Source organism: Massilia glaciei (assembly GCF_003011895.2).
Classification (GTDB): domain Bacteria; phylum Pseudomonadota; class Gammaproteobacteria; order Burkholderiales; family Burkholderiaceae_D; genus Telluria_A; species Telluria_A glaciei.
The window spans coordinates 1-15,788 of sequence record NZ_PXWF02000155.1 but is presented as its reverse complement, the minus strand read 5'-3'; the positions used below and the strand labels follow the sequence as shown (position 1 = coordinate 15,788).

The following is a 15,788-nucleotide window of genomic DNA, read 5'->3' as shown; positions in this document are numbered from 1 at the left end:
CAATTTTCCCGACATGCATAAATTCAGAGAATCAATTTTTTTGGCGAAGGTGCGGCACCGAACAGTGGTGCGGCGAAGTCCCAAATATGATGCAGTTGTGTGAGCAAAAAGGTGGACGGTGAAAGCCGCGAGGTAGTCGCTTTTCTCAACAGGTTAGCCGGTCGCCTCGAGTATCGGCACCAAATTATTGTCCAGGCGTGTGCCACATACGCTTGCCGGAATCAAGCTGGTAGCGGAGGTTAAAATGCCCGTATTTACCCACCCGACCAAGGACCAGGTGCGCGCCTATTTGCTGCGCCGTTCGCGCGATGCCGCGCCGCCGCCAAGCCCCAAAGACATCCGCCGCGAGCTCGGCTGGGCAATCGCCTCGTCCAAATCGAAATCGCTTCCAGTGCCGGCCTGAATCCCATGCGCGGCGCGCCCGGCGCCGCCATTTCCGCAACGCCACGCGCCGAACCGCGCCGCCCTCTGCCCGTCCGGGCTTTCCCAGTCCCACCAGTCTTCCTGACTTCCCGTCAATCCTTGCCTGGCCCGCCTGCGCGCACAAGTTGAAGAACAGACATCGTCAAGTCCTACACGGCGGCAATGCCTGGTCCTATAGGTGCGCGCTCCCGCCCGCCAGGATAATGCAGTGGAACCATACAAGGAGATTGTTATGACTAAACGTATCGGAAACAAGGACCAGGCCCAGCTTCGCAGCAAGGAAGAAAAATTGGCCAACAAGCGCGACAACATCGCCCGCGAGTCGGTCAAACGCGCCGTCGCCGCCAGCAAGTATCACAACCAGGTCAAGAAACAAGCACCGAAGCCGGCTGCTGGCTGAGCAAGAACGAAAAAGAAGAAGCCGCAGCGGTGACGCTGCGGCTTTTTTTTCGACGGATCCGCTTGTGCCGGCTGCGGCGGGAGGTTTCAAAGGACGGGCTAGAGGCGGATATCGTCCGCGTCGACCCATGCCACTTGGATGGCGCCGTCCTTGGTTTTTCCGAAGATTCCGACAGTTCCCGTGTCGCCCGACTTCAGGTCGCGGAATTGCCGTGCGTACGCCGCAGCCGGCATGTCGCCATCACGCTCGCGCCGCGTCATTGCCAGCACCTTCCGGTAACCTTCGCGCAGCTCCGGGGTGATGGCGATGCGGGCCGAGATCGGGGTCAGCGCACCGTATTGTTTGAGTGTAAATTCGTGTGCGATGGTCTTGAGTTCCGCCAGGTTGTAGGAAGACGCTTTGGGGCCGATGTCGGAGCGCCCGGCGTAAGCCGCGCCTGCAACGCCGACCAGTTTTCCTTGATCGAAGCGATACGCTTCGTTGACCACCAGCGCAAGCGGGTCGCTGAACTGGTCGTGGAAGCTGTTGTCAAGGCTCGCCTTGCGCACCGGCGCCGCGCCCACCGCATCGAGGAACGTGCGGCTGAGACTAAAATTGAAGAATGCGCGGCCAAGCAACTCGGCCACCAAGAGGCCGAGCGCAATCGGACTCGCTTGCGCGCGCGGCAACACGAGGACACTGCTCACTGCCAACGCGAGGCCGCCGACCGCCGGGCCGCCCCCCGCGCCTGGAAACGCCAGGCGCGGAGCGGCCAGCAGTGCGGTCGATTTCAAGACGAGACGTTTACTGGTATTCATGTCATTCTCCTTTTTAATTGCTGCAGCTTGGGGTGCTCAATTTCAGGGCGCTGGCGACGGCCAGCAAAATTGTCAGGCGAACAGCCGACAGCGAGGTGCTTTGGACGTCGGCCACGCTGATCCTTTCTTTTGCAAAACCTCCGCCGATGCCGAACGCAACACTGCCTGACCCTTGGCTGTTGTTCTGGTCCATTTGAAATTCCGCACTTGCGGTGGCCGTCGCAGTGATCGCGTACAAGGGCTCCGGCGCGGCCGCAGGTCCGTTCGATGGCGCCAGGCGTTGGACCGGCGACTCGATATTGACGGTGGCGGTGACCTGCCCTTTCGCCCGCGAGTGGCTGGCACCGCCACCGAGACTGGCGAGGCCGCGGCCGCCGCCGAAGCCGACCCCGCCATCCGAAGACGCCGTTTCGCGCGACGTCAACGGATCGAAGCCGACCAGGGTGCCGCTGACGACGAGGTTCGGCCTATGTTTCACCTTGAAATCTGCGGCCGACTCGTTCTGTTCCAGCTTGATGGGCATCAGACCGAGTTCGGCCAACACGGCGGCGGCATGGGTTTCGAAGTAGGGCTGGGGGTAGCCGCGAATGTACTGGCCGCCCGTCGCCTCGGAGGTGAAGCGGCCGACCACGACCATCATGCCCGCCAGGCGTTGGTTCTGGATCGCTTGGTGCAGGCAGCTTTGGAGCGTGCGCAGGAACGGCGGCGACGGCGCCGATGCGCGCATGTGCGGTGCCGCAGTTGCCGGAACCGCTTGCGTGCCGGCGCCTAGGCACAGCAGCAATGCCGTGCGTTTGCAGTTATGGATGATCGACATCGTCTTCCCCCTCTATTTTTTGATCGAAATAACAATCGGCGCGAACACCATGCTGCCCTTGCCCAGTGTGACGTTGCCCACCGCGTTGTCGCTGGCGCACGGCGGCGCGTTCATCGGCCGCACGGTGCCGTAGTGGCCGCAGGCTTCTGGCGTACCGTTGCGTGTCGCCCGCAACTGCTGGCGGGCCGCGAGCGCGTTGCCATATGCGCTTTGGCCCGGGCTTTTGACGGGGTCGGACGGGGTCAGCGTGGACGGCGGCGCGAAGTCGGGGACAGGGAGCGCCTGCGAGGCGGCCGTTGCGGCCGCGGCGCAGGTCACGGCCGCCACGCAAAACATGGCGGCCGGCTTCAATTGCAGCCCGCAGAGACGTTGCCGATGCGGGTCGAACCGGTGGCCGTCAAGTTCGACTGGTCGAGCTTGACATCGACATTGACGTTGGCCACCTTCGAGCCGCCGCACGCGGTGATGTTGCCGACCTCGATGTTGGCCTTGCCGAGCTCGGCCTGCATGCCGCGCATGACCATCGATGCCGTGCCCTGGCCGGAGATCGTCGTCAGGTTGCTGTTTTTGATGCTGACCTTTACCGAAGCGTCCTTGACCTCTCCGCGCGATGTCGACTGGGCCATCGCGATGCCGCCCGATGCGCCCGCTACCAGGAGTGCTACCAGTGCATTGGTGATTTTCGTTTTCATGGTGGTTCCTATGGTGACTGTTTGCAGTTTCGAGGGGATCGATCGGATCCATCGACCCGGTAAGCCAGCTTTCCTCGTCTTGAAGGAAAGAAGTCCATGTGGAAAAGTCTACCGGCGAAAATCGGGGGGGGGATTTATTTGTCGGGGCGGGAAGTTGTGCGCGTCCGCCGCAGACGCGGGCGCCGGTCCGACTGTCGATGCAAGTTGTTTGATGTCAATTGGATTCTGCGCGACGCGGCCGCCCGGCGGGGCGCCGGGCAGGGTGTTGGACGGCCGCCGATACGGCCGGGTCGCGGCGCTCGCCGCCACCCGGAGGACTAGTCTGCGAGGAACTGGCTTTGCAAATCCGGTGCGATCCAAATGTCGCGCGGCGTGCAACGCTCCAATTTGACCGAGCCGTGCTCCGGTGAAGGTCCCGATATGGTGCTGATTATCGGAACGCGCTCCCGGGAAACGACGTTCGACGAAGCCATTTCCTCCGCCAACACCTTCTCGGTGACCATTAAGGACGCCAAGATGCGGCGGACGGATACCCAAGTTTCTGTTTTGCAACAATTGTCGGCGTGAACGCGTGTCAAACCGAATGTCGAAAGTTTTTCCACCACGAGCTTGAGTTTGTCATGTGAAATCGTATTTTGTTTGTATTTCGCGACGCAACACAATAGCAGCAGGAAGCAGTTGTATTCTGTTTTTCTGCGGCTCAATTTATCCGACAACGGCGTGTTTCCGGTGTAGGCGACCAATTCGCCGCCGACAATCCTGACTGCAAAATTGAAATAGTGCTTGGTCGGGTAGGGCAGGTCGTAACCCACGAGCAAGTGCTTTTCCGGCTGGTAATTGGATTTGACCTTTTTTTTCTGTTGCATCATGTATTCGTCGAGCGCGGGATGGACCAGGTACTCCTTTGCATCATCGAACAGGTAGGGGCTCTCCGGCGTAATTGACATATCCACGGAGAAGGCTTGATATTTGTTCTTGCCGCCGTCATTCGACTTGACCGTCCCCAGCAAACCGTGCGCGATCAGATATTGCGACACCGGTAGGCGTGCGCGGTCGGAGCTCGGCATGGTGGCTTCGAGCGCATTGATCTCCGCGCCGGTGAGTCGGTTCGAGGTAATCTTCGCCAAAAATTCCATATTTTCGTCCTCCCAGAAGGGGACGCTGTACAGGAAAAAATTCTCCAGTCGTTCACATGTAGTCGCCTTGATCGTGTCGAAAGCCGTTTGTTCCAGACGCGCCGCTGGTGCCAATGTGTACAGCCGCTTCCCGAAATACATCAGGTCGCGCGGCGACATCAGACTATGCCGCAACAGCGCATGAAAGATCTGCTCCGGGTAGTCATCGCCATTGATCTTGAGCCTAGGGTGCGGCAACAGATTCGACCCGAAGAAAGCCTTGAGCGGGTTGCCGGCCTTTTCATGGGGGAAGCGCAACCTATCATCGGCGCACAACAGGATGTTTTGCTCGAAGATCGCCTGCAGATGCTCCGGGGTGTAGTCAAGGCGGAGCAGGGAATCCTCGAGCTGTGGGTCGATTTTAGCGCTGGCCTCCTGGCGGATCGACGTGTACACGTATAGGCTCGGGGCATGGAGCTTAAGCTCGGCAATCGCGGCGGCCAGGCCGTGCTGGGCCAAGGTCCAGACATTCGGATAGATGCGCGAGGCGGTCAGCGGCGTCTCGTCCGATTCGGATGCGGGGTCGGCCCTGCCGCCCAATTTGCGCTCCTGCTGCTCGGCCATGCGAAGGAATTCGTCCGGATTGTCGAAAAAAATGACCAAGTTACGCCCCCCCAAACGACTGCCGAGCGGGGTGAGCAAGTTGCTGCGGATTTTACCTATCCAGTTTTCCCTGATGTCTGGGTCGACTGCCATGACCCGTTCGAGGTGTGTGCTGATCAGTTGGGACAGCCCATCGACCGCCAGATGCTTTTCTTCCTCGAGGAAGAACTCTTTCCAAAACTCCTTCGATTCCTTCGATTCGCCCTTCCCATCGCGCCAAAGGTCCTCCGGGTCGACCAGCAGACGCATGGCGACGCTGGCAATGGCGATCATCCAGACCGTGCACCAGTCGCCGTCACGCCATATCGAATTGGCTTGGGCAAACGTATTCCAATCGGCGGCCAGGCTAAGTTTCTCAACCCAGTTGGTGCGCCCGCCGTGCGCAGCGGGAGGGTAGATCTTGGTGGTGGTGTTAGCGTGCTGCGCCTGGTGCATAAGTTGTGCTTTTGCCACCAAAATGTAGCTCTTGCCATAGCCCTTACGCGCAACCAGGATGCTTTTTTGATGCGCGAAGCGCGGCTCGAGGAAGTCTTTGATCTCGCTGTTGCCGATCGGCGCACATCGGCTCCAATCCCGCGCGTTCATATTGACCGAATTGATGATCCAAGGCTCGGGCGGGCGGAAATTTCTGGCGGGGCTGTCCATATTGGCATCCACATTCAAAGAACAAGGGAAACTTATAGTAGCACTACTTGTTAAGTATAAACATACATTTATTTTCGACCAACTTTATCGGCTGCCGTTAAGTAACTTGGTAGTTTTGATACAGAGATCGATTTATTTTATTGACATTAAAATTCCATAAGCGCAGAATCGGCTCTCCATAATTAATGCGCATCACGCAGCTGTCGCGCTAGATTTGGTAGTAATATTTCGCATCACCTAAACACGACCCCGGCAAACGGGGCAATCAAACGAGACGCATCCCACCCAATCTTGAACGCGCAAGCCGGCGCTGGACGAACACGTCCATGCCCTTGCCCGCGCCGGGGGCGGACAAGGGGGCGCGGAAAAAATCAGGAGACATGCAATGCAACTTCACCGACTTATGATCGTGGCGCTGATCGCCTTCGCCCTGCTGGGCAGCCCCGCCAGCAAGGCCGCGATCAACGCCAGCGGGCTCGGCGCCGATTACGACGCCACCAAAACCAACGTCACCTTCAAAATCTATTCGAGCCGCGCCAGCCGGATCGAGTTATTTCTATACAGCAGCGCCAGCGGCACCCAGGAAAAGGCCAGGCGCGTCATGACGCTGGGCACGGGCGGCGTCTGGAGCCTGACAATTCCCGTCGCCACCCTCGGCGGCTACGGGGTGACCGGCACCGTGTACTACGGCTACCGCGCCTGGGGCCCGAACTGGCCCTACAACGCGGGCTGGACCAAGGGCAGCGCGCTCGGCTTCGCCAGCGACGTCGATGCCGCCGGCAACCGCTTCAATCCGAACAAATTGCTGGTCGACCCGTATGCGCGCGAGCTCAGCCACGATCCGCTGACCCCCACCATGAGCAACGGCACCGTGTACGCCAGCGGCGCCCTGTACCGCAACCAGGACACCGGATCGGTCGCGCCGAAGGCGATCGTGATCGCCCCCGACACGGTGCTGACCGGCACCAAGCCGACGCGCGCGCTCAAGGACGACATTATTTACGAGGTGCACGTGCGCGGTCTGACCATGAACGACACCAGCATCGCCGCCGCCTACCGCGGCACCTACAAGGGCGCGGGCCTGAAGGCGGCCTACCTGGCCGGCCTGGGCGTGACGGCGGTCGAGTTCCTGCCGCTCCAGGAAACCCAGAACGACACCAACGAGCTGGTCCCGACCGACACTGCGGGCGACAATTATTGGGGCTACATGACGCTGGGCTTTTTCGCGCCGGACCGCCGCTACGCCTACGACAAGGCGCCGGGCGGCCCGACCAAGGAGTTCAAGGCCATGGTCAAGGCCTTCCACGACAAGGGCATCAAGGTGTTGATCGACGTGGTCTACAACCACACGGGCGAGGGCGGGGTGTGGAATCCGGCCGACAAGACCACCTACAACATCTATGGCATGCGCGGGCTCGACAACCCGACCTACTACTCGCTGACCGCCGACCGCCAGAGTTCGTGGGACAACACCGGCGTGGGCGGCAACTACAACACGCGCAATCTGGTCGCCCAGAACCTGATCGTCGACTCGCTCGCCTACTGGCGCAACACGCTCGGCGTCGACGGCTACCGCTACGACCTGGCCTCGGTGCTGGGCAACAGCTGCGAGCACGGCTGCTTCAACTACGACAAGCTCGATCCCAACACCGCGCTCAACCGCATCGTGCGCGAATTGCCCCCCAGGCCGGCCGCGGGCGGCACCGGCGCCGACCACGTGGCCGAGCCCTGGGCCATCGGCGGCAACTCCTACCAGGTCGGCAATTTTCCGGCCGGCTGGGCCGAATGGAACGGCTCCTACCGCGACACCATGCGACCGCTGCAAAACAGGCTCGGTTCGGTCGCCGTCACGCCGGGCCAGCTCGCCAGCCGGGTGGCCGGATCGAGCGACCTGTATGGCGACGACGGCCGCCGGCCGTGGCATTCGGTCAATTTCATCACCGCCCATGACGGCTTCACGCTCAAGGACCTGTACAGCTGCAACGGCAAGAACAACAACCAGCCCTGGCCGATGGGCCCGAGCGACGGCGGCGAAGACCACAATGTCAGCTGGGACCAGGGCGGCATCGCGGCGGACCAGCGCAAGGCCGCGCGCAACGGCATGGCCCTGATGATGTTGTCGGGCGGGGTGCCGATGATCGTCGGAGGCGACGAGGCGCTGCGCGGCATCAACTGCAACAACAATCCCTACAACCTCGATTCGAGCGCGAACTGGCTCGACTGGACCTGGAGCGCCGCGGAGAGCAACTTCCAGGCGTTCGCCAAGGGCATGATGACGTTCCGCAAGGCCCATCCCGCGCTGCGCCCGCTTAATTTTTATTCCGGCAGCGACAACAACGGCAATGTGATGGAGCAGTTGCGCTGGTTTAAACCCGACGGCGGCGTGGCCGACGGCGCCTACATGGGCAATGCCAACAACCACGCGCTGGCCTGGCGCATCGATGGCAGCGAGTTCGGCGACACGGCCTCGGCGATCTACGTGGCGCACAACGCATGGAGCGCGCAAGTGAACTTCACGTTGCCATGGCCGGGCACCGGCAAGAGCTGGTACCGCGTCACCGACACCTGCAACTGGGCCGAGGGCGCGACCCAGGTGCGCGCGCCCGGCCTCGAGGACGCGGTCGGCGGCGAGTCGACCGTCTACGGCGTGTGCGGACGCGGCACGCTGCTCCTGATCGCCAAGTAGGCACGTAAGCAAGCTGGTAATTAGGTAAAAGTAGGTAAACAAGCAAGTCAGGCGGGTGTGCCGACCGGCGCGCCCGCCTCACCCCGCATTGCCCTCCGCAAGGCGCCGAACGGCGCGTTTCACCGAATCGTTCGCCATTCGCCGGTTCCCATCGGCCACTGGCCGAAAACCGCTTCCGCCCCCGCCGCTCCCCCTGTATCTTCCATCTGTCCGTCAGATCGGCGGTAAGGTTGTAAGCGGCGCTGCGCGCGCCGCCGCTCGTAAATCGCGTTAATAGGAGGCATTGTGGGTACTGGTTCATCATATGCGTGGCGCAGGCAACTTTTGTGGGGCCTGCTGCTGGTCGGGTTGGGCGCGGCCATTTTTCTCCACATAATTGGATATTTGCACTTTTGGGACCTGTGGCATTACTGGCCGCTGGTGCTGGTCGTCATCGGCGTCAACAAGATGATCGGTTTCCCGACGGCGCGCCATTTTACCAGCGGGCTGTGGACGTTGTTTATCGGGGTCTGGCTGTTTTTCACGTTCGAAGGCCTGTTCGGCCTCACCCTGAAAAACAGCTGGCCCTTCGTGATCATCGCCTACGGCATCGGCATGATCCTCGAACCATTTATCAAAGCACGTTTCCCAGAAAATCCGGAGTCCGACCATGAAAACTGAAATCAACAAGAGCCTGCCTGGACAGGTAATGCTGGGCATCGCCGTCGTCGGCGTGGGGGTGTTGTACCTGCTCGATAATCTGGGCATCATCAGTTTCCGCAACGAGGTCGGGATCTTGCCGATCGCGCTGATCGTCTTCGGCGTGATCAAGCTGTTCGACACCAAAGCGCCGAACGGCTATCTGTTCGGCGCCGCGCTCATCGCGATCGGGGTCTTCCTGGTGCTCAGGAAGCTCGGCCTGCCTTACTTCAACCTGCGCTCGCTGTGGCCGCTCATTTTGATCGGACTTGGCGCCTCGGTCATCTACAAGGCGCTCAAGGGGCGCAGCCGGATCGCCACCGGCATGCCGGACGGTTCGGTGTCCGACGATTCGGTGATCGACGCCACCGCGATCCTGGGCGGCTTCGAACGGCGCATCACGACCCAAAATTTCCGCGGCGGCGAAGCGACGGCGATCATGGGTGGCTGCGAGCTCGATCTGCGCGAGGCCTCGATCGAGGGCGAAGCGGTGCTCAATGTGGTCGCGGTGCTGGGCGGCATCACGCTCAAGACGCCGCCCGACTGGACCGTCATCCTGCACGGCACCCCGATCCTCGGCGGCTTCGAGGAGAAAACGGCCAAGCCGCCCAATGCCAACAAGCGCCTGATCATCACCGGCTACGCCATCATGGGCGGTGTGGAAGTGCGCAACTGATGCAGGGGCCGTTCTCCACGCGCCGCGGCGCCGCCCTCTACCTGGCCGCCTCGCTGTTGCTCGGCCTGGTGATGGGCGCGCTCGTCGTGAACACGGTTGGCGCCGCGTGGAGCAACGGCCTGTTGTTCGCGATCCCGGTCACGCTGGTGTATTGCTTCGCGACCGGGTTTTCGGCCTATTATGTGTGCCGCGCCTACCCGCTGGCCGAAAAACCCCCGTTTTCGATCCTGACGGTGCTGTGTCTGAGCGCCGTGGTGTCGGCGGCCCTGTTGGCGGCCATCGGCCTGGCCTGGAACGGCCTGCTGCAGGCGGCCGAGGTGGCGTGGGCCGGGGTCGAGATCACGGCGCCGCTCAAAGCCATGATCTTCGGGCTCGGCGTGGTGTTGTACGGTTTGTCGGCCGCGGTGCACTACCTCGCCATCGAATTCGGCAAGGCGCGCCTGGCCGAACGGCGCGAGCTCGAGTCCAAGCTGCTCGCGCAGGAGGCCGAATTGCGCATGCTGCGCACCCAGATCGATCCGCATTTCCTGTTCAACAGCCTCAATTCGATCAGCGCGCTGACCGGGAGCAATCCGGCCGCCGCGCGCCAGATGACCTTGCAGTTGTCCGATTTTTTCCGCCTGAGCCTCGGGCTCGAGGCGCACACCAAGGTCACGCTAGAGGCCGAGTGCGCGCTGGCGCGCCATTTCCTGGCGATCGAAAAAGTGCGCTTCGGCTCCCGCCTGACGGTCGAACAAGACATCGCCGACGACGCCGGCCCCTGCCTGCTGCCGCCCCTCATTTTGCAGCCTTTGGTCGAGAACGCGGTCAAACATGGTATCGGCAACCTGGTCGCGGGCGGCGCGGTGCGCGTCGCCGCCAGGCGCACCGGGTCGGTGCTGCGGATCAGCGTCGAGAACGATGTCGACGACGACCAGCCTGGCGCGCCCGGCAACGGCATCGGCCTGGCGAACGTGCGCCAGCGCCTGGCCGCAGCCTACGGCCACGAGGCGAGCGTCGCCTGCGCGCTCGAAGATAAACTATATAGGGTCAGCATCACGCTGCCCGCCCAAACGACGGAGTCCTGAACCATGCGCGTCATTATCGTCGACGACGAGGAGCTGGCCCGCGCCGTGCTGCGCGAGTATCTGGGCAGCCATGCCGACATCAGTATCGTGGCCGAATGCGCCAACGGCTTCGAGGCCGTCAAGGCGATCGCCGAACTCGCCCCCGACCTGGTGTTCATCGATATCCAGATGCCCAAGCTGAACGGCTTCGAGGTGGTCGAACTGGCCGGGAGCAAGACGCGCTATGTGTTCGTGACCGCGTTCGACCAGTATGCGATCAAGGCGTTCGAGATCCACGCGGTCGACTACCTGCTCAAGCCGTTCAGCCAGCAACGGCTCGACGAGGCGCTCGCGCACGCGCGCACGCAACTGGGCAACGCCTCGGCGCTCGAGGCGGTGGTGCGCGCAACGGCGCTGCGCAACAAGCCGCTCGAACGGGTGCTGATCCGCGACGGCGCCAGGGTGCACGTGATCGCGGCCGCCAGCATCGCCTACATCGAGGCGCAGGACGACTATGTGCAGATCCGCTCGGACGGCAAATCGTATCTGAAGAACCAGCCGCTGTCGGAACTCGAAAGCCAGCTCGATCCCGCAGTGTTCCTGCGGATCCACCGCTCGTACCTGCTCAATATCGCCTGCATCCGGCGCATCGAGCCGAGCGGCAAGGACAGCCACACCGCCGTCCTGCTCGACGACACCCGCATTCCGATCAGCCGCAGCGGTTACCAGAAGGTCAAAAGCATCATCCAGTGACGCCGGGGTTATCGATATCGATATCGATGTCGAGCCTCCACCAGCGCGGCAGCAATTGGCGCACCTCGGGGCGGGCGAAGCGGTCGTCGATCAAATAGACCACGCCCACGTCCTGCCCGGTGCGGATCACGCGCCCGGCCGCCTGCACCACCTTCTGGATCCCCGGATACAGGTAGGTGTAGTCGTAGCCGGCGCCGAAACTGGCCTGCATGCGCTGCCGGACCTGCTCGTTGACGGCGTTGATCTGGGGCAGTCCGAGCGTGGCGATGAAGGCGCCGATCAAGCGCGCGCCGGGCAGGTCGATGCCTTCGCCGAAGGCGCCTCCGAGCACCGCGAAGCCGACCCCGCGGCCGTCGGGCGTGAAGCGCGCCAGGAACTGCGCGCGCCGCGCCTCGTCCATCGCGCGCTCCTGCCGGAACAGCGGCAGCGCCGGGTGGCGCGCCGCGCAGGTGGCGGCCACCTGTTCCAGGTAGTCGAAGCTGCTGAAAAAAGCGAGGTAGTTGCCCGGCTGCTTTGCGTACTGGCGCGCGATCAGGTCGGCGATCGGGGCCAGTGAATCGTCGCGGTGCTGGAAGCGGGTAGAGATATCCCTGACCACATGCACCGCCAGTTGCCCGGCGTCGAAGGGGGACTCGACGTCGATCCACACGGTATCAAGGGGCAGACCGAGCGAATCACTGTAGTAGTGCCACGGACTGAGCGTGGCCGAAAACAGGGCGCTCGCGTGCGCCGCCGCGAAGCGCGGCGCGAGGAAGGGCGCCGGCACGATGTTGCGGACGCACAGGCGCGAGCCGCCGCCCCCGGGGCGCGTGATGTCGAACAGGGAATGGGGGCCGAACGACTCGGCCAGCCGCGCCATCTGCAGCGCGTCGAAGTAGAAACGTTGGAGGGCAGGTTCCATCGGTGCGGGATTGGTGACCAAAAAATCGGTGATCGTGCTCGTCGCCCCCTGCAACTCGGCCAGCAGCCTGGCCGGCGGTTCCGGCAACACCTCGTACGCGGCGCCGCTTTCGCGTTCGAGCGCGCCCCAGGCGCGCGCCACGCGCGTTAGCGCCTTTTTGAGCGGCGCCGGCGCGCCGGCCCCGGCGGCGCGCAAGGCGTCGCGGTCCAGTTCGGCCGAATACATCTTGCGCGCGCGCGCGACCAGGTTGTGGGCCTCGTCGACCAGCACGCTCACGCGCCATTGCCTTGCCGCCGTCAGCGCGTACAGCATCGCGCCGCGGTCGAAGTAATAGTTGTAGTCGGCCACGACCAGATCGCTCCAGAGCGCCATTTCGCTGGCCAGGTAATACGGGCACACCTGGTGCGCGAGCGCGACCTCGCGCATCTGCCCGCGCGCGAACGCGCCCTGCGCCGCGACCGCCTCGCGCGCCGCGGGCAGGCGGTCGTAGAAGCCCCTGGCGAGCGGACAGGACTGGCCATGGCAGGCCTTGTCGGGATGCTCGCAGACCTTGTCGCGCGCGACCAGCTCGAGCACGCGCAGCGGCAAGCCCGGCGCGCTGTCGGCGATGGTGGCGAGGGCGTCGAGCGCGAGCTGGCGTCCGGGGGTCTTGGCGGCCAAAAAAAACACCTTGTCGAGGCCGTGGCGTGGCGCCGCCTTAAGCGTGGGAAACAGCGCGCCGACGGTCTTGCCGATCCCGGTCGGCGCCTGCGCGAGCACGCAGCGTCCGGCGCTGTTGGCCTTGAAAATGGTTTCGGCCAGCGCGCGCTGGCCCGGTTTGAACGCCGCGTGCGGAAAGGCGAGCGTGGCCAGCGCGGCGTCGCGCGCGCTGCGGTGGCGCGCCTCCTGTCCGGCCCAGGCCAGGAAGCGCTCGCACTGCTGCGCGAACAAGGCGGCCAGCGCCTCGGCGCGCCAGTGTTCGCGCAGCACGGTTTCGGTCTCGGCGCCGAGCTCGAAGTAGACCAGCGCGAGCTCGACTTCGGCCAGTCCGCGCGCCAGGCACAGCAGGTGGCCGTACACGCGCGCCTGCGCCCAGTGCAGCTGGCGCTGGTTGGCGGGCATCGCGGCCAGCTCGCCGCGGTGGGTTTTGACCTCCTCGAGCAGGTTTTGCAACGGGTCGTAGCCGTCGGCGCGCCCGCGCACCTGCAGCGCGCCATGCGCGGCCGACAGGCTCACCTCGCTCTCGTAGCCGGGGCCGCGCCGGCCGGCCACCAGCGCGTGGCCGGCGATGCCGTCGCGCGCGCTGGGCGAGGGGGTGAAGCGCAAGTCGAGGTCGCCTTCGCGGGCGGTGAATTCGCACAGGGCGCGCACGGCCACGACGTAGCTCAAGGGGCCGGCTCCGCCCATTGCAGGTAGCACACGGAGACCGGCATCTGGTGTTCGGCGCAATAGGCGAGCCAGCGCAACTGGTTGTCTTGCAGGCGGTCGCCCGGGCCCTTGACCTCGATCATGTGGTAGCGCCGCTCGGCCGGCCAGAACTGGATCAGGTCGGGAAAGCCGCTGCGGTTGGCCTTGATGTCGAGCAACATGCGCCCGAACCACTTTTTGAGGTGGGACGCGGGGATGCAGTCGAGCGCCATGTCGAGCAATTCCTGGCCGATGAAATCCCACGCCAGGAAGGGCGACTGAATGCCCTGCTTGGTCCGGAAATTGCGCGTGATGGTGGCGCGGTATTCGCCGCTGTCGAGCTGGTCGAGGCAGGCCCGGAACTGCGTCTCGCGTCGCGCGAAAAAGTCGGCGCTGTGCAGGTCGGCCGGACCGCGGTGGAACGGGTGGAAGAACGCGCCCGGTATCGCGCTGAAAATCGCGTCCCAGCTTAGCAGGCCGAACAGGGCGTTGATCAGGGTGTTCTCGACGTAAAACACGGGCGCTTCGGGGCTGGCCAGATGGTCGCGCACCACGCCCTCGACCCACCACGGCGGCGCCGGCATGGGCAGGGCCAGGTCGAAGCGCGGCACGCTGGCCGCCGGGCGCGGGCCCGCCCGGGCATGGCCCAGTTGGCGCATCAGGCGCGGGGCGATGCGCAGCAACTGCTGGTGCTCGGCGTCGCTCTCGGGATCGGCCTGGGCCTCGCGCAGCAGGGCGTAGGCGGGCCCGAACTCGCCGTTTTTTTCGAGCACGCGCACGGCGCGCGCGCGCGCCCCCGGAAAGCGGCACGCGGCGTATGCCTCGTAGGCCTTGCGCCAGTTCTGCTGGCGCTCGTAGCGGCGCGCGATCTCGAACAGGAGCCGCTCGCGCCGGCCGGCGAGCCATTCGTTGCCGGCGCTGGGGGCGGGCAGGTCGCGCAGCACCTCGTCGGCCGGCTCGTCGGCCAGGAAGCGTTCTTTGCAGCTGTGCAGGGCCAGGTAGTGGTCGATGTCGGCGCGCGAGCGAAAGCCGCGCGAGGACGCCGAAAACGCCACCTGCTCGTAGTTGTGGACGCCAAGGTCGGAGAGCACGAATTCGGTCCAGTCCTGGCGCAAGTTGCCGAAAAATATCAGCCGCAAACGGTCGCACAGGGGTTTGATGAGGATCGCGACGACGCTGTCGCCGGCGTCGCGGTACCAGTCGGAGAAAGGGCGCTCGTCGCCGAAGACGGGCAGCAGCGCGGCCAGCTGCTCGGATTTGCGCGCGTTTTTCTGGTGCGCGGCGAGCCCGAAAACGGTTCCGATCTCGGGCTTGGACAGGAGCTCGAACAATTGTTCGAGCGTCAGATGGGGATCGTTCTCGATCCAGCCGGTCGGCAGCAGGTGCAGGGCGGCCTCGCGCGCGCAGCCGATTTCGGCATAGTTTAGCTTGCTGGTGCGGAAGTATTTACCCTTGCGCATGACCATGCGCACGAGCAGGGCGCGCGACGGCCGCGGCAGGCCGGCAAAGCCGCGCATGAACGCGTGTTCTTGCTCTGTGAGCAAATCGGTGTAGCGCTCGCCGATCCAGTGCAGTACGCGCTCGAAATTGTCGAGGTAGTAAAACGGATTCTCAAGCTCTTTGATCATGGTGTCGCCCGACATCCCTGCTTGCCTCGCCGATTGATTTAACTGTGCTTTTGTACAGTATATCGCATTCGGATGGCAAACACCCGGCAAACCGGGCGACGCGGGGCGGGCGGTGCCTCAGTCTGTGGTTTTTCGCATCACGTGCAGCAGCTTGGCGGCGCGCGTGATGCATTTCTTGCCCGGCTCGTGGGCGCCGGGGCCGACGCAGGCCGGGCCGGCGTCGGCCCCGGGCGTGGCGGCGTGGCCGGGGTTGCCGCCGAACTCGATCAGGGCCGTGAGCAGGGCCACGTCGCTGTCGGTTTCGACCGGTTCCGGCGCCACCGTCGCCTTGCGTCTTTTGAAGCGGGGCGGGTGCGCCTTGGCCGTGCGCGACGCGCGCGCCGGCGCGAAGGCGGCAAGCTCGCGCGGGGCGGCCCGGGCCGGATTTGCCGGGGGGCGCGGCGCCGGCGCGATGGCGGCCAAGGCGACCGGCGCCATAACGC

The 15,788-nt window shown here is 63.9% G+C and carries 14 protein-coding genes and 1 pseudogene; 7 read left to right on the top strand and 8 right to left on the bottom strand.

Annotated elements, in window-relative coordinates; all coding sequences use genetic code 11:
* Positions 1 to 244: 244 nt before the first annotated feature.
* Both C7C56_RS28735 and C7C56_RS28730 read left to right on the top strand, forming a co-directional pair.
* Entirely contained in the window at positions 245 to 403 is a 159-nt protein-coding gene (locus tag C7C56_RS28735) for a hypothetical protein (protein ID WP_181373110.1), read from the top strand.
* Between the two features lie 252 nt (positions 404 to 655).
* Positions 656 to 823 (top strand): hypothetical protein, encoded by a 168-nt coding sequence (locus C7C56_RS28730; RefSeq protein WP_181373109.1) that lies wholly within the window; start codon positions 656 to 658, stop codon positions 821 to 823.
* A gap of 98 nt (positions 824 to 921) precedes the next feature.
* On the opposite strand, the gene C7C56_RS10360 is transcribed toward C7C56_RS28730, so the two are convergent.
* The 5 genes from C7C56_RS10360 to C7C56_RS10340 form a co-directional block, all read right to left on the bottom strand.
* Positions 922 to 1,620, bottom strand: coding sequence for a hypothetical protein (locus C7C56_RS10360; protein ID WP_146204400.1), 699 nt, complete (start codon positions 1,618 to 1,620; stop codon positions 922 to 924).
* Positions 1,621 to 1,633: 13 nt separating this feature from the next.
* Entirely contained in the window at positions 1,634 to 2,437 is an 804-nt protein-coding gene (locus C7C56_RS10355) for a hypothetical protein (RefSeq protein WP_106757341.1), read from the bottom strand.
* A gap of 12 nt (positions 2,438 to 2,449) precedes the next feature.
* Complete coding sequence (locus C7C56_RS10350) at positions 2,450 to 2,788, bottom strand: hypothetical protein (RefSeq protein WP_146204399.1); 339 nt, start codon at positions 2,786 to 2,788, stop codon at positions 2,450 to 2,452.
* Positions 2,785 to 3,129 (bottom strand): hypothetical protein, encoded by a 345-nt coding sequence (locus C7C56_RS10345; protein WP_106757339.1) that lies wholly within the window; start codon positions 3,127 to 3,129, stop codon positions 2,785 to 2,787. The genes C7C56_RS10350 and C7C56_RS10345 overlap by 4 nt, the downstream gene beginning before the upstream one ends.
* A gap of 317 nt (positions 3,130 to 3,446) precedes the next feature.
* Positions 3,447 to 5,552: a hypothetical protein gene (locus C7C56_RS10340; RefSeq protein WP_106757338.1), complete on the bottom strand. Its 2,106-nt coding sequence runs from the start codon at positions 5,550 to 5,552 to the stop codon at positions 3,447 to 3,449.
* Between the two features lie 385 nt (positions 5,553 to 5,937).
* Here C7C56_RS10340 and C7C56_RS10335 point away from each other — a divergent pair, with 385 nt between their 5' ends.
* The 5 genes from C7C56_RS10335 (at position 5,938) to C7C56_RS10315 (ending at position 11,391) form a co-directional block, all read left to right on the top strand.
* On the top strand, positions 5,938 to 8,238 hold the full coding sequence (locus C7C56_RS10335; RefSeq protein WP_106757337.1) for an isoamylase: 2,301 nt from the start codon (positions 5,938 to 5,940) through the stop codon (positions 8,236 to 8,238).
* 324 nt (positions 8,239 to 8,562) lie between these two features.
* Complete coding sequence (locus C7C56_RS10330) at positions 8,563 to 8,898, top strand: LiaF transmembrane domain-containing protein (protein ID WP_229458566.1); 336 nt, start codon at positions 8,563 to 8,565, stop codon at positions 8,896 to 8,898.
* Positions 8,888 to 9,592, top strand: a complete 705-nt coding sequence (locus C7C56_RS10325) for a LiaI-LiaF-like domain-containing protein (RefSeq protein ID WP_106757335.1) — start codon at positions 8,888 to 8,890, stop codon at positions 9,590 to 9,592. Before C7C56_RS10330 ends, C7C56_RS10325 begins: the two co-directional genes overlap by 11 nt.
* The gene (locus tag C7C56_RS10320; RefSeq protein WP_106757334.1) at positions 9,592 to 10,659 is read left to right on the top strand and encodes a sensor histidine kinase; all 1,068 of its coding nucleotides are present in this window, start codon (positions 9,592 to 9,594) and stop codon (positions 10,657 to 10,659) included. The genes C7C56_RS10325 and C7C56_RS10320 overlap by 1 nt, the downstream gene beginning before the upstream one ends.
* Positions 10,660 to 10,662: 3 nt before the next feature.
* The gene (locus C7C56_RS10315; RefSeq protein WP_106757333.1) at positions 10,663 to 11,391 is read left to right on the top strand and encodes a LytR/AlgR family response regulator transcription factor; all 729 of its coding nucleotides are present in this window, start codon (positions 10,663 to 10,665) and stop codon (positions 11,389 to 11,391) included.
* Here C7C56_RS10315 and C7C56_RS10310 read toward each other — a convergent pair.
* The 3 genes and pseudogenes from C7C56_RS10310 to C7C56_RS28725 all read right to left on the bottom strand — a co-directional run.
* Positions 11,381 to 13,678, bottom strand: coding sequence for an ATP-dependent DNA helicase (locus C7C56_RS10310; protein WP_106757332.1), 2,298 nt, complete (start codon positions 13,676 to 13,678; stop codon positions 11,381 to 11,383). The genes C7C56_RS10315 and C7C56_RS10310 overlap by 11 nt on opposite strands.
* On the bottom strand, positions 13,657 to 15,306 hold the full coding sequence (locus C7C56_RS10305; protein WP_106757375.1) for a VRR-NUC domain-containing protein: 1,650 nt from the start codon (positions 15,304 to 15,306) through the stop codon (positions 13,657 to 13,659). Before C7C56_RS10305 ends, C7C56_RS10310 begins: the two co-directional genes overlap by 22 nt.
* 117 nt (positions 15,307 to 15,423) lie before the next feature.
* A pseudogene (locus C7C56_RS28725) lies at positions 15,424 to 15,788 on the bottom strand (hypothetical protein); the annotation flags it as partial.

What these genes read in the sequence shown, in the direction of transcription:
- C7C56_RS10345 (WP_106757339.1), bottom strand. Translation starts at nt 3,129, where the DNA reads ATGAAAACGAAAATCACCAATGCACTGGTAGCACTCCTGGTAGCGGGC.
- C7C56_RS10355 (WP_106757341.1), bottom strand. Translation starts at nt 2,437, where the DNA reads ATGTCGATCATCCATAACTGCAAACGCACGGCATTGCTGCTGTGCCTA.
- C7C56_RS10335 (WP_106757337.1), top strand. Translation starts at nt 5,938, where the DNA reads ATGCAACTTCACCGACTTATGATCGTGGCGCTGATCGCCTTCGCCCTG.
- C7C56_RS10315 (WP_106757333.1), top strand. Translation starts at nt 10,663, where the DNA reads ATGCGCGTCATTATCGTCGACGACGAGGAGCTGGCCCGCGCCGTGCTG.
- C7C56_RS10360 (WP_146204400.1), bottom strand. Translation starts at nt 1,620, where the DNA reads ATGAATACCAGTAAACGTCTCGTCTTGAAATCGACCGCACTGCTGGCC.
- C7C56_RS10325 (WP_106757335.1), top strand. Translation starts at nt 8,888, where the DNA reads ATGAAAACTGAAATCAACAAGAGCCTGCCTGGACAGGTAATGCTGGGC.
- C7C56_RS10320 (WP_106757334.1), top strand. Translation starts at nt 9,592, where the DNA reads ATGCAGGGGCCGTTCTCCACGCGCCGCGGCGCCGCCCTCTACCTGGCC.
- C7C56_RS10305 (WP_106757375.1), bottom strand. Translation starts at nt 15,306, where the DNA reads ATGATCAAAGAGCTTGAGAATCCGTTTTACTACCTCGACAATTTCGAG.
- C7C56_RS28735 (WP_181373110.1), top strand. Translation starts at nt 245, where the DNA reads ATGCCCGTATTTACCCACCCGACCAAGGACCAGGTGCGCGCCTATTTG.
- C7C56_RS28730 (WP_181373109.1), top strand. Translation starts at nt 656, where the DNA reads ATGACTAAACGTATCGGAAACAAGGACCAGGCCCAGCTTCGCAGCAAG.
- C7C56_RS10340 (WP_106757338.1), bottom strand. Translation starts at nt 5,552, where the DNA reads ATGGACAGCCCCGCCAGAAATTTCCGCCCGCCCGAGCCTTGGATCATC.
- C7C56_RS10310 (WP_106757332.1), bottom strand. Translation starts at nt 13,678, where the DNA reads ATGGGCGGAGCCGGCCCCTTGAGCTACGTCGTGGCCGTGCGCGCCCTG.